This is a genomic window from Mucilaginibacter sp. (assembly GCF_036383575.1).
In the GTDB taxonomy this organism is placed as follows: Bacteria; Bacteroidota; Bacteroidia; order Sphingobacteriales; family Sphingobacteriaceae; genus Mucilaginibacter.
Genome location: NZ_DASVOB010000199.1, coordinates 1 through 13,260 on the forward strand (window position 1 = coordinate 1; position 13,260 = coordinate 13,260).

General features: G+C 43.6%; 10 protein-coding genes. 7 read left to right on the forward strand and 3 right to left on the reverse strand.

Going from position 1 to position 13,260, the window contains the following annotated elements:
* Both VF500_RS07210 and VF500_RS07215 read left to right on the forward strand, forming a co-directional pair.
* A partial coding sequence (locus tag VF500_RS07210; protein ID WP_330859022.1) for a c-type cytochrome occupies positions 1-364 on the forward strand: 364 nt, incomplete at its 5' end.
* 36 nt (positions 365-400) lie between these two features.
* Complete coding sequence (locus VF500_RS07215; protein ID WP_330859023.1) at positions 401-1,177, forward strand: DUF1080 domain-containing protein; 777 nt, start codon at positions 401-403, stop codon at positions 1,175-1,177.
* Positions 1,178-1,475: 298 nt separating this feature from the next.
* Here the strand turns inward: VF500_RS07215 and VF500_RS07220 are convergent, their stop codons facing one another.
* Together VF500_RS07220 and VF500_RS07225 are read right to left on the reverse strand one after the other, a co-directional pair.
* Positions 1,476-2,705, reverse strand: a complete 1,230-nt coding sequence (locus tag VF500_RS07220; protein ID WP_330859024.1) for an MFS transporter — start codon at positions 2,703-2,705, stop codon at positions 1,476-1,478.
* Positions 2,706-2,762: 57 nt separating this feature from the next.
* Entirely contained in the window at positions 2,763-3,416 is a 654-nt protein-coding gene (locus VF500_RS07225) for a FadR/GntR family transcriptional regulator (RefSeq protein WP_330859025.1), read from the reverse strand.
* Positions 3,417-3,599: 183 nt separating this feature from the next.
* Between VF500_RS07225 and VF500_RS07230 the strand changes: the two genes are divergently transcribed.
* From VF500_RS07230 to VF500_RS07250, 5 genes are all read left to right on the forward strand, one after another.
* A complete protein-coding gene (locus tag VF500_RS07230; protein WP_330859026.1) occupies positions 3,600-4,208 on the forward strand; it encodes an RNA polymerase sigma factor in 609 nt (202 codons plus the stop codon).
* 48 nt (positions 4,209-4,256) lie between these two features.
* Complete coding sequence (locus tag VF500_RS07235; protein WP_330859027.1) at positions 4,257-5,195, forward strand: FecR family protein; 939 nt, start codon at positions 4,257-4,259, stop codon at positions 5,193-5,195.
* Between the two features lie 111 nt (positions 5,196-5,306).
* Complete coding sequence (locus VF500_RS07240; RefSeq protein ID WP_330859028.1) at positions 5,307-8,666, forward strand: TonB-dependent receptor; 3,360 nt, start codon at positions 5,307-5,309, stop codon at positions 8,664-8,666.
* Positions 8,667-8,699: 33 nt separating this feature from the next.
* The gene (locus tag VF500_RS07245; protein ID WP_330859029.1) at positions 8,700-10,214 is read left to right on the forward strand and encodes a RagB/SusD family nutrient uptake outer membrane protein; all 1,515 of its coding nucleotides are present in this window, start codon (positions 8,700-8,702) and stop codon (positions 10,212-10,214) included.
* A 59-nt stretch (positions 10,215-10,273) separates the two neighbouring features.
* Complete coding sequence (locus VF500_RS07250) at positions 10,274-12,109, forward strand: alkaline phosphatase (RefSeq protein ID WP_330859030.1); 1,836 nt, start codon at positions 10,274-10,276, stop codon at positions 12,107-12,109.
* 176 nt (positions 12,110-12,285) lie between these two features.
* On the opposite strand, the gene VF500_RS07255 is transcribed toward VF500_RS07250, so the two are convergent.
* Positions 12,286-13,260, reverse strand: a 975-nt coding sequence (locus tag VF500_RS07255; RefSeq protein WP_330859031.1) for a gliding motility-associated C-terminal domain-containing protein, incomplete at its 5' end; no start/stop codon positions are given.

Sequence of the window (13,260 nt, forward strand, 5' to 3'; positions counted from 1 at the left end):
AGTAAGCACAATAAATTCGGCCAAAGTAACGGCTTCGGCAACGTTGAAAAAGGGTGCCACCGCTAAAGATGCTGCTGTTAAAAGTGCTGCCGGGTTAAATGCAATCCCTACTTATGCCGAAGTACAGCCCCTCTTGCTGAAGAATACCTGCTTATCGTGCCATAATGCTACCAAAAGGCAGGTTGGCCCGGCGTATGTTGATGTGGCTAAACGTAAATACAGCGTGAATGAACTGGTGCAACTGATCCATAATCCAAAGCCAGAGCACTGGCCTGACTACTCAACACCAATGCCGCCAATGCCGCAGGTGCCTAAAGAGGAAGCCCGGAAGATAGCATTGTGGATCAAATCGCTCGCTAAATAAAACTTAAAGTTCAACCTTGATCAATTGATTTAAACAATGAAACGCAAACTTATTTTCACTGCTTTATTAGCAGGTAGTTCATTAGTAACATTCGCGCAGCAAAATGCAAAACCGGAAGATACCGAGATCTGGTCGCCGGTGCCTGCTGTAGTTACCCCGGGCAAAACTCCCGGCGATGCGCCTTCTGATGCCATCATTTTGTTCGATGGCAAAAACCTCGACGAATGGGTAGCTACGAACGATACCACATCGAGCCATAAATGGAAGGTTGACGATAAAATCATCACCGTTGATAAAACCGCAGGCGATATCCAAACTAAACGCAGGTTCATGGATTTTCAACTGCATATCGAGTACCGTATCCCATCAAACATAACCGGCAGCGGACAAGCACGTGGTAACAGTGGTATTTTCCTGGCAGCCCTGCCATGGGGAGCCGGAGGTTACGAATTGCAGGTACTTGATAACTACAATAACAAAACCTATGTAAACGGGCAGGTAGGCAGTTTATATAAACAGGCCATTCCGCTGGCAAATGCCTGCCGTAAACCTGGCGAGTGGCAAACCTATGATGTGATCTGGACTGCGCCGAGGTTTAACGAGGATGGTTCATTGAAATCAGCAGCGCGTGCTACCGTACTGCATAATGGTGTGCTGGTTCAAAACAATACATCACTAATAGGAGATACGCCGTACATAGGCAAGCCAGAATATCGCAAACATGGTGCTTCGCCAATTAAACTGCAGGCGCATGGTGATAAAAGTGAGCCGATCAGTTATCGGAATATTTGGGTAAGGGAGCTGGGGAAGTAGCTTCTTTGAAAAGCCAGACTTACGAAGTTTTTAAAACTTCGTAAGTCTTTAAGTGTGAAGGGCTTTCATCCTGAGCTTGTCGAAGGACGCGCGCAGAGGCCCGCCCGCTATGCTTCGACAGGCTCAGCATGACCCGTTTTTAATTTGCCCTCTTGCGCTCGTTTCAAACGAGCGCGGGATCAAAAATAAAAAAATGTCATTGCGAGCGCAGCGCGGCAATCGCATGCTATACAGAGTCACTCTGCTTCCGTGCGATTGCTTCGTCGTTCCTCCTCGCAATGACATAATTTTTTTAACCTTAACTCAGCGCCTTCTTCCCTTCAATATTGGGCAACAAGCCGGTAAAAATACCTATCAGCGGCAAATAAGCGCAGATCTTAAATACGTAGTTGATACTGGTCATATCCGCTACTTTACCCAATATGGCTGAGCCTAAACCGCCCATGCCAAAGGCAAGCCCAAAAAACAATCCGGCTATCAACCCTACTTTTCCAGGTACCAATTCGGTAGCATAAACTAAAATGGCCGAGAATGCTGATGAGAGGATGAGGCCGATAAATACCGATAAAACGCCTGTCCAAAACAGTGATACATAAGGCAGGAGCATAGTAAAAGGGGCTACACCCAATATTGAGATCCAGATAATGTACTTGCGGCCAAAACGGTCGCCTAATGGGCCGCCGAAAAGTGTGCCGGCAGCAACTGATCCTAAAAACATAAACAAATAAATTTGCGACTGCTGGATGCTCAGGTGAAATTTATTGATCAGAAAGAAGGTATAATAGCTGGTGATACTGGCCAGGTAAAAATATTTGGAGAAGATAAGCACAAGCAACACCCCTAAAGAGAATATCACACGCCTTTTGGAGATATTAAGATGCACGGCCTCTTTCGCGTTTTTGTTTTTTGCGTTGAGGCTCAGGCGCTCGGCATACCATTTCGCTATCCGCAGTAATACCAATATGCCGGCAAAAGCGATAAGGCAAAACCAGATCACGTTTGACTGACCGTAAGGAATTACAATAAGAGCCGCCAACAGCGGGCCGATAGCACTACCAGCATTACCGCCAAGTTGAAAAATAGATTGCGCCAACCCTTTTTTACCTCCTGATGCCAAATGTGCCACGCGCGATGATTCGGGGTGAAAAATAGATGAGCCAATACCAATAAGGCTTACTGCCATCAGCATAATATAAAAGCTACTGGCAAATGACGCCAGCAATAATCCGGATAATGTAAAACCCATGCCCATTGCCAATGAATATGGCTTAGGTTTTTTATCGGTATAAAGACCTACAAACGGCTGTAAAATTGATGCGGTTATTTGATAGGTAAAGGTAATAAGCCCTATTTGAGTGAAATTAAGACTGAACCGTTGCTTGATAAGCGGGTATATAGATGGTATAACCGATTGCAGCATGTCATTAATAAAATGTGCAAGACTGATCGTAAACAAAATTGAGTACACAGTTTGCTGAACCAGTTTTTTAGGTTCGGAGATGGTAGTTGTTGGTGATGTAGATTCCATTGGTTGTAGATAAAATTATAAAAACATTATATCATCAGATGAATTTTATAAAATTTTTTAATGTTGATGAATTTCGAGAGCTGTATTCCAGGCCTGTTTTGAATCGCAATCGAGAATATTTTTCAGGAGCTTTTCGTGAAGATGCTGTGTGTCGATAAAAATGCGTGTATCCGGGTGGATTTCAGTAAACCAGTTTTTTAAGTGGACGGCTGCCGTTTTATATAAATCGCTCAGGATCTCGTTTTTTGACGCTTCGGCAATAGCAATGTGAAATTTTACATCGGCATCAATACATTCTTCCAACAGCCCGGCTTCGGCAGTTTTTTTCCGGGTTTCCAAATGGCTTTTCATGGTGAAGATGTCCTTCTGCGAGCGGTTTATAGCTGCTTTTTCCGCTATTTTCATCTCCAGTAACTGCCTTACCTCATCAAGGTCCTGCGACCGGGCGCGTTTTATACGGGCTTCCATTGGTTCGGGGTTGCTGGCAGCGCGTTCCACAAACGTCCCTGCACCCTGCTGGATCCTGAGCAAGCCCGATTGTACCAGGCTTTTTGTTGCCTCGCGGATGCTTGAGCGGCCAACACCAAATTCGGTCATAAGCTCCGGTTCGGTAGGTAGTTTATCATTTATTTGATACCGCCCCTCGGCTATCTGCTCTTTCAGCTTTTCAACTATCTCCTCAGCCAGCGACTTTTTAATAATCTTACTCATTTGTAAATCATCAGATGAATTGCAAAGGTATGAGTTTGTTTGAGAAATAAAAGTTATTTTGGGCGTAAAATCTATTTTCAAAAAATAGTACCAATTATTAGCAGGTGTTTTCTAAAGCATTAATATATATTTAAATTTAGCTTAACATTTGTGCTGTTACTTTGATGCGATAAAAATACCCCTGTGAAACAATACTCGGATGCACAACTTTTACTTGAACTGCAGAGCGGTGACGATAGGGCATTCAGGGAAATTTATGAGCGTTATGCAGATAAGCTGATCGCTTTTGCATTAAAGAAGACACAGAACGAGGATGAAGCGATGGATATGGTGCAGGAACTGTTCCTCTCTATCTGGAAAAATCGCCTTACTATCCAGGTGAATGGTGCGCTTGAGGCTTATTTGATGGTTTCCATTAACTATATGAGCTATAAGTGGTATAAAAAGCAAAGCACCAAGCCACGCCCTTTGGAAGATGTTGCCGAAATACAGGAAACTTACGAGCACAGCACTGATCAAAAGCTTTCCCTTGCCGAATTGCGCCTGCTGATAAACCAGGAAATAGCGGATATGCCCGAAAAAATGCGCCAGGTTTATTTGTGCAGCCGCGAGCAGGACATGACCGGTCCGCAGATAGCCGAGTTTTTAGGCTTATCACACCAAACAGTACGTAACCAGATCAGCAATGCTTTAAGTAGGCTGAAAAAATCTGTTCAGAAATATTATAACGTCATACCCTTTGATAATTACGGCAGATTTTTGCTGCTGATAATTTTTTTCAAACGCTTATAGTACACTCCTCCGTTCCCGGTCACTTAATTGGTATAAAGCCCCTGTTAGGTGAATCAGAAAGAAATAAAAAGACTACTCCATAAGTTTAACGCCGGCAAATGCACCGATGAGGAATTGCAGCTTTTACAGCAGTTAATGCACAATCTCGATACGGATGCCGAAGCTGGTGATAAAATCAAAGCCCTTAAACACCCCCTTTGGGAACGAATAGAAAAACAGACTATAGCTAAAGGAAATGTCCGCAGGTTAAATACTGTATGGTTAAAAGTAGCAGCTGCTTTGTTGGTAGCTGTTTGTGCCGGACTGTTATATTCACGGTTAGCGCAGCATAAGCCCGAGCAATTAGTTTACCAGGTGATCACTGCTCCAAAAGGCAGTATGAAACAGGTAATGCTGCCTGATAGTACTACCGTTCAATTAAATGCGGGTACATCAATTAAATTCCCGGTTACATTCAGTACTGCAAAAAGAGAAGTTACCCTGATCAATGGTGAAGCTTTTTTTGATGTTAAGCACGATGCTTCAAAGCCCTTCCTGGTGCATACCGCTAAGGTTACTACGCAGGTATTAGGTACCTCATTCAATATCAAATTTTATAAAGAATTACCCGACATCCAGGTATTTGTAAACAGTGGTAAGGTTGAGGTTCATGATCAAAAGCATACCCTTGGTTTTTATACACCGCAACAACAGCTAACCTATAATAAACATACCCAAAGCTTTACACGTGAGCAAGTAGCCGGCGATCATTCGCTGAGCTGGATGCATGATGAACTGATACTGGATAATGTTTCATTTAAGGAGATCACAGTTTACCTGCAAAACCGCTACAGCGTAAACTTTAAATACACAGGTAAAAGGTTAAGTCAGCAGCATTATTCGGTAAGGTTTTCAAATAAGCTCAATATCAACCAGGTACTGGACATATTGCAATTTATTGACGGCCGGAAGTATAAGCTAAAAGGAGATACAGTAAATATTAAATAACAATATAAAAGAGAAACCAATGCCTGCTACGAACAAGCACTGGCTTATTAAGTGTAGCTGCCAAAAACTAAAAGCCAACAGGCAGTTACTAATCACTTTAAAAACAAATGTATGGAAAAATCTTTAACCCGGATTTCAAGAAGATTAATCACAGCAATTTTATTGCTGGTAACAACCCTGGCGGCATCATTGCCGGTACGCGCTTCAGCCGAACGTAGTGCGTCGCTGATGGATCAGCCGGTAACTGTAAAGTTTGCCGATGAGACCATGGATGCCTCGCTCGAGAAACTCAAAAAAGCGGTTAATACCGTTGCATTTAACTACAAAATGGATGATGTGGCCGCGGTAAAAGTAAAGGCAAACTCATTTGTAAACAAACCCTTAAAAGATGTACTTAGTGCTTTAACCGCCAATACACAATTGGAGTACCGGGAAAAGTATGGTACTATCATCATCTCGCACAAAAAAATGGTGCGTGCGCCCGAAAAATTTACAGTAACTGGTTCGGTGACCGATAAGGATGGCCCGCTGGCCGGTGTTGCTGTACGCAGCAAAACATCAACGGCTGCAACTTCAACCGATGTAAACGGTAATTTTAAAATTACGGTTGAAAAGGGCGAAGTGCTGGTTTTTAGCTTTATAGGCTACAAAAGCCAGGAAGCTACTGCCGATCACTCACCCATTAATGTTAGTTTAGAGGCTGATGTTACCGGTTTAAATGCTGTAGTGGTTGTTGGTTACGGTACACAAAAAAACTCGGACGTAACCGGTTCGGTTGGTTCATTAAAAGTAACTAACGTCAAAGACCGCTCGGTAGGCTCGGTTACTGAAATGCTTCAGGGACAAATTGCCGGTGTTACGGTACTGAACGAAGGCGGTGATCCAACTTCTGCTCCGAACATCCGGCTGCGTGGTCAAAGCTCATTTAATACTGAAGGCCCGCTTATTGTTGTTGACGGAACTATTTACAACGGAGGCCCTCTTGATCCTGCCGATATTGAATCAATAGATGTTTTGAAAGATTCATATGCCGCTATCTACGGTGCTAAAGCGGCCGGTGGCGTAGTATTGATCACTACCAAACGCGGTAAACAAGGCAAAACCAATTTAGATATTACCGCTAAAGGCGGCGTGCAAAACGCCCTGAAAATATTACAGGCTTTAAACGCTGCTGACTATGCCGATGCTATCAACACCGCGTATGATAACGCCGGTAAGCCACGTATTCCCGCTTTTGACGCTAAAATAAACCCTGATTCGCGCATTACCCGTACCAACTGGACAGACGCTTTATTTCGTACGGGCTATATTCAGGATTATAATCTGAACATTAGCGGCGGCAGCGAGAAATCTACTTTTTACATTTCAGGTGGCTATCGTAAAAACGATGCTATCCTATTAAATACCAATGCTATCCGCTATAACTTTCGCGTAAATTCCGATCACCAGATCAACAATTGGTTGAAAATAGGCGAGAGTATGTCGTATTCATACAATAACGGTCAGGGTGCTAATACTACAAGCGCTTATACCGGTGCTATATTGTCAGCTATATTCTATCCTCCTAACGCGTCAATTTACAATGCCGATGGTAGCTTTGGTGGTGTACCAGCTGATTACGCGGGTTCTTATGGCGACGTAATTAACCCGGTTGCTTATCTGAAACGTTTGGATAACAGCGATGGTGTAAGCAGCTTTAACGTTAACCCTTATGTTGAGATCAGCTTGTTTAAAGGTTTGAAATTCCGCTCAAACTTAGGCATCACTAAAAACTCTGAAACTATCAAAAACTTCAGCACAAGGGTATTAGAGCCAGGTAAAAAGTTTTTTGACAACTTCCTGTTCCAGGAGCAAAACAACTCGCGTACCATTCTTGCCGAACAAACTTTAAGCTTCGACAGAACATTTGGTGAAAAACATCACATATCGGCATTGGCAGGTTACACTTACCAGGATGATATGAACGAGTTTTTCAGCGTAAACACTGATAATTACCAAAGCGAAGATCCGGCCGTTCGTTATATCATTAATGGCACACTTAATCCTACAGGTTTACCGGTACAGGGAGCTAAATCTGAGCAAGGTTTAATCTCTTACATCGGAAGGGTAGGGTACGATTTTGAAGGAAAGTATTTTATTAATGGAATCTTTCGTCGTGACGCTACTTCAAGCATCGCAGCACAACACAGGACTGAAAACTACCCGGGCGTTTCAGGCGGCTGGATAATTAGCAAAGAAGACTTTTTTCCTAAAGACGGTTTAATATCTTTTGCCAAATTAAGGGCAAGTTATGGTCAATCAGGTAACCTTGCGGGTCTTAATACCTATTTCCCTACTTCGGTTAGTGTATCCAAAACATCCGGGTATCTCGGAAACCCGGCTACAGGTATTATTGGTGCAGCTGTTGATGGTTTAGCTAATCTTGATCTTATTTGGGAAAAAGCGGCGCAAACCAACGTTGGTGTTGATTTAGGTCTGATGAACGGCAAAATGAATATTACTGCTGATGCATTTGTAAAAACAAATACTCATTTTATATTTCATCCGCCGGTTGCCGCTGTTTACGGTGTATCAAACCCGCCGTATGTTAACGGTGGAAAGATCCAGAACAAAGGTATTGAGCTATCTGTTAAATATCAGGGTAACGTGGGCGAACTTCATTACAATTTTATCGCCAACGGTTCATACATCAAAAATAAAATTGATGATATTTTACCGGGGCAACAAACCATTCTTGCCGACCCAAGCGTAAGGGATAACCTGGTACCTGTGTGGTTGAAGCAAGGTTACGCAATGTATTCTTTCTTTGGTTACAAAACGGCTGGTTTATTCCAATCGCAGGATGAAGTGAATAACTACAAAGGTCCAACCGGAGCGCTTATTCAACCAAATGCAAAACCTGGCGATATTAAATTCGTGGATACAGACCATGACGGTAAAATAACCGAAGCTGATAAAACATACATGGGTACACCGTTCCCTAAAGTTAGTTACGGTTTTACAGCCAACTTTAACTACGGCCCATTTGATTTGAGCGTATTTTTACAAGGTGTTGCCGGTAACAAACTTTTCAACGCAGTTAAATACACCGGCTTAAATGCATCTATCCAAAACTATAACCTGCTGGCCGATGCTAAAAACGCCTGGACCCCAACCCATACCAACACCAATATTCCACGCCTTTCGGCAAGTGACGCAAACGGCAACTTTGGTAACGTATCTGACTTTTATGTAGAGAATGGCTCATACATGCGCATTAAAAACGTAACCCTTGGTTATACTTTGCCAAAAGCACTGCTGACTAAAATTGGTGTAAGAAGCGCCCGCATTTTCGCTAACGCACAAAACCTGGCAACATTTACCAAATACACAGGTCTCGACCCGGAGGTTGGTATCAACCAAAATGGTGTTGATTTAGGCTTGTACCCACAGGCAAGGATCATTTTAGTAGGTGTTAACGTAGGCTTATAAGAAATCAGGAACCATAATTAAGGAGATACAGAGATGAAATTTAAAAATATAATTGGCAAAGGCTTAATGGGTGTAATGGTTATTGCACTGGCCCAAGGCTGTAAAAAAGGTACTTTAGATAATATTAAACCAACAGGTTCGCCAACCACCGCCAACTTCTGGAAAACTGCTGATGATGCACAACAGGCTGCCAACGGTTTATATGAAAAACAAAGTAACAGCGAAGATCTTTACGGTCGCGGTTTCTTTTGGTTTATTAACGCCAGTGATGATATGGTTGTAGGCCGTACATCTGCCGATAGGGAAAATATAAAAAACTTTATCTGCACAGGTAACGAAAGCAGTATTTACGCACCGTGGCAGCTGCACTTTGTGGTAATGAAACGTGCCAACGATGTGATCAATAACGTGCCAAACATTAACATGGACGCAGCCACCAAAAACTTTATTTTAGGTCAGGCTTACTTTATCCACGCTGTAATGCACCTGGAAATTGCCGATCTGTACGGTTCAGACAAACAAGGTGCTCCTTTACAAAATCGTACCAATGCACTGGCTTTCCCTGCACAGCTACCATCGGTAAAAGATAATTACGCCTATATCGAGGCTGATTTGAAAAAAGCAGCGTCGTTGCTGCCTTATTTTGATAAGCTTGCAGCGACAGACAAAGGCCGTGCGCATAAAACTGCTGCTTATGCATATCTGGCTAAAACTTACCTGCATGCAAAAGATTATGCCAATGCCGAAAAATATGCCGACTCGGTTATCCTGAGTGGAAAACATGCTTTATTGGGCAATTATGCTGACGTATTTAAGATCGCTAATAATTATAGCTCAGAATATATCTGGTCGGTAGCCAGTAGCCTGAATGGTCAGAGTATATTGCCAGGTGCTATGCTGGAGAATAAAGGCTGGGGCTTGTATAATGGTTTTGGTTATTATCAGCCTACAAAAGAGCTGGTTGATGAATTTGAGACCGGAGACAAAAGGCTTGCTGCCACTATTCTTCAAAAAGGTGATAGCTTCCAGTATTTTGGGCAAACTTATACTTATCCTATCGGTGGTAAAAGCAATAGCTTAACAGGTTACCAGTTCAATAAATATATGGAGCCGTTTAGCTATGTAGATGGTATCCACGTAAGCCCTAACGGCGATGAGCCATCAACAGATTTAAACGTACCGTTATTACGTTACGCCGAGATCTTGCTGATCAAAGCCGAAGCCCAGATCATGCAGGGTAAAAACGGCGATGCTGCACTTAATTTAGTGCGTGTACGTGCAGGTTTAAAGCCAATCACCAATGCCACCATGGTTAACCTGAAACATGAACGTCGTGTTGAATTGGCTGGCGAGTGGAGTGATCGTAACTTCGACCTGGTACGTTGGGGCGACGCGCAGGCAATTTACGCAAAACCGTTACACGGTTCGGATGGCTCGGTTGTGTGGAAAGCTCGTAACTTTGACCCGGCAAGGGATAACGTTTGGCCTATCCCGCCAAAGGATATCCAGATAAGTCAGGGGCAGCTGAAACAGAATGCCGGCTGGTAAATTGAAATATTGAAACTTAAAAAACCGGGCATAGCCCGGTTTTGCTATATCTATACCAAATGAAAAAAAGTACTACCCTAATTACGCTGGCAGCGCTGCTGGCAAGCGCTGGTCTTACGGCTAATGCCCAGGTTAAAACCTATACCGTGGCCGACGCGCATTCCCACAACGATTACAAAAACAATATCCCTTTTTACCGGGCCTATGAAAAAGGCTTCGGTTCTATCGAGGCCGACTGTTATGCCGTTAACGGGCAGCTGATGGTGGCGCACGATAAAAAGGAAATAGATGCCAAACGGTCATTAAAAGCTTTGTACATCGATCCCTTAATTGAAAAATTTAAACGCGACCCGCAACGTCATTTAAGGCTGCTTATCGAAATTAAGGAAGATCATAAAGCAGTATTACCGCTGGTAATTAAAGAGCTTAAGCCATTGGAGCAGTACTTCGCTTACGAAGGTCACCCGGGCAGGTTATCGATAGTGATGACCGGTGCCGTGCCTCCCGCTGCCGAAATGACTAATTACCCTGCCTGGATCTCGTTTGATGTTGATCATATGGACGGCTTTACTCCCGAGCAATGGAAAAAAATCGGCTTAGTAAGCTTCCCTTTTGGTAAATACATGCACTGGAACGGTAAAGGTGTATTGAATAATGAAGAGATTGCCAGGATAAAAGGCGGGATTGACAGTGTACATAACGCGGGTAAAAAGATCCGTTTTTGGGAAACTCCCGATACTAAAAGCAGCTGGCTTGCGCTGATCCGTTTAGGGGTGGATGTGATTGGTACCGATAAGATAGAAGAGCTTGGCGATTTCCTGGATAAGAAGCCTAAAAGCGAATACACCGCGCCGCAGCCTTATGCTATTTATAAGCCAAGCTATAAATCGGATGGTACGATTAAGAAAGTTAAAAATATCATTTTGTGTATTGGTGATGGTATGGGTTTGTCGCAGATCTATTCAACCTACACCGCCAATCGCGGCCAGTTGAATATTTTCCAGATGCTGAATATCGGCTTTTCGGTAACTAACTCTGCTGATGCTTATATCACCGATTCGGCAGCAGGAGCAACCGCCTTTGCATCCGGCCAGAAAACTAACGACAGGGCTATAGGTGTTGACCCAGCAGGTAAACCTTTGAAATCATTGGCCGATTACAGTGCTGAAGCAGGTAAAAAAGTAGCCGATATCGCTGTTTGCGAATTAACGGACGCAACCCCGGCAGCTTTTTACGCACATGATTCAGAGCGGAGCCATTCTATAGCTATTGCTAATCAAATTACTTCATCGCCAATTGATATTTTCCTTGGTTCTTCGTATAAAGATTTCATCTGGCCGGTAAATGGCGAAAGCCCGGTTGATAAAATGAAAAAAAGGGGATATGCCGTTATCCGCAACTTTGATGACTTTTTAAATAGTTCGTCGCCAAAAATTCTGGCCCTGATGGATGATAGTGTAACTCGCCCAAAAATGGAGGGTAGGGGCAACTACCTGCCCCTGGCGTTCAATAAAGTAACCCAAACATTTAAGAACGCGCCAAAAGGTTTCTTTATGATGATTGAAGGTTCGCAGATTGATCATGGTGGACATGCCAATAACCTGAAGCAGGTAATTACCGAAAATAGCGACTTTGACCGTGTAGTTGGCGATGCCTTGAAATTTGCCGATGAAGATGGCGAAACCCTGGTAATTGTAACTGCCGATCACGAAACCGGCGGCTTAACCCTACTTGATGGCAGCATTAACAACGGTTACGTATGGGGCGATTTCAGTACCAATGATCATACCGGTACCCCGGTTCCGGTATTTAGTTATGGGCCGCATTCGCTGGATTTTAGAGGGGTTTATAGTAATACGGAGATCTTTAATAAGATTAAAGCTTTGTTGCAATAGTAACATGATATCGAAAGCTTTAAGTATTGAATGATAATTTGAAGCTATTCTAAAATCACGTCATTGCGAGGAGGAACGACGAAGCAATCGCATGTTATACGGGGCGGATCGGCTTCCGTGCGATTGCCACGCTGCGCTCGCAATGACATGTTTTAGATTTAACAGATAGGGAATGATCAGGCTATAATCTGTACCCATCCCGAGTAAATAGTGCCGTTTTTTAGATCGATCTTGTAATAGTATGTTCCCGGGGGCAATCTGTTTCCATTGTATGTCCCATCCCATGCCTTCGTATAGCCTTTAGCGCTGTAAACTATTGTTCCGTAGCGGTTAAAAACCTGTGTAGTGGCATTGTCGTAAGCTCCGAGAGCGTCTATTTGCCAGGTATCGTTTACGCCGTCGCCATTTGGGGTGAAGGTGTTGGGGATAGTGAATTTATCAACAACCTTCACCTCAACAGCTGCTTTCGACTCCAGGTTGCAGGAGCCAGGCTCCAGTACATGTAAAATGTAAGTGATATTGCTGGTTGGAAATACAAAGGGCTCTAAGGATGTGGTATTGCTGATATTTTCATTGGGCGTCCAGTAATAGGAAACGTTTTCTCCGCTTACCTTTCCATGAAGCTGGATCCTTTCACCTTTAATAACTTCACGTGTGGCGGTGGCATATGCCCCCGGGGCCTGGTTTACCGTTAGCGTTACAGCGCTTTTAGCTTTGCAGGCGTTATTGGTCACTTCAACAGTATAAGTGGTAGTTTCATCGGGGGATGCCATCGGGCTGGCAATGTTTGGGTTCGACAGGCCAGTTGCCGGGAACCATTTGTACGATGTTCCCCCTGTTGCATGAAGTTGGATCTTGTCGCCTTTGCAAACTGTGCGGTTTTCTCCTGCACTGGCAACTATCGGAGCATTGACGCTTACCGTAACCGCCGGCGCGATGCTTGAACATCCGTTTTTAAAAACTGTAACGTGATATTGACCGGCCATAGCTGCTGTCGCATTGCTGATCACAGGATTTTGTTGGGCTGATGTAAAACCATTGGGCCCCGTCCAGCTATAGCTATCGCCTGTAGATGCGGTAAGATAGATGTTTTCGCCGGGACAAACTGGTGAACTGGCTGTTGCGGTTACCTGTTCGGGATTGATGATATT

Excerpts from the sequence above, each read along its gene's own strand:
- VF500_RS07215 (WP_330859023.1), top strand. The coding sequence starts at position 401 with ATGAAACGCAAACTTATTTTCACTGCTTTATTAGCAGGTAGTTCATTA.
- VF500_RS07220 (WP_330859024.1), bottom strand. The coding sequence starts at position 2,705 with ATGGAATCTACATCACCAACAACTACCATCTCCGAACCTAAAAAACTG.
- VF500_RS07225 (WP_330859025.1), bottom strand. The coding sequence starts at position 3,416 with ATGAGTAAGATTATTAAAAAGTCGCTGGCTGAGGAGATAGTTGAAAAG.
- VF500_RS07240 (WP_330859028.1), top strand. The coding sequence starts at position 5,307 with ATGGAAAAATCTTTAACCCGGATTTCAAGAAGATTAATCACAGCAATT.
- VF500_RS07245 (WP_330859029.1), top strand. The coding sequence starts at position 8,700 with ATGAAATTTAAAAATATAATTGGCAAAGGCTTAATGGGTGTAATGGTT.
- VF500_RS07250 (WP_330859030.1), top strand. The coding sequence starts at position 10,274 with ATGAAAAAAAGTACTACCCTAATTACGCTGGCAGCGCTGCTGGCAAGC.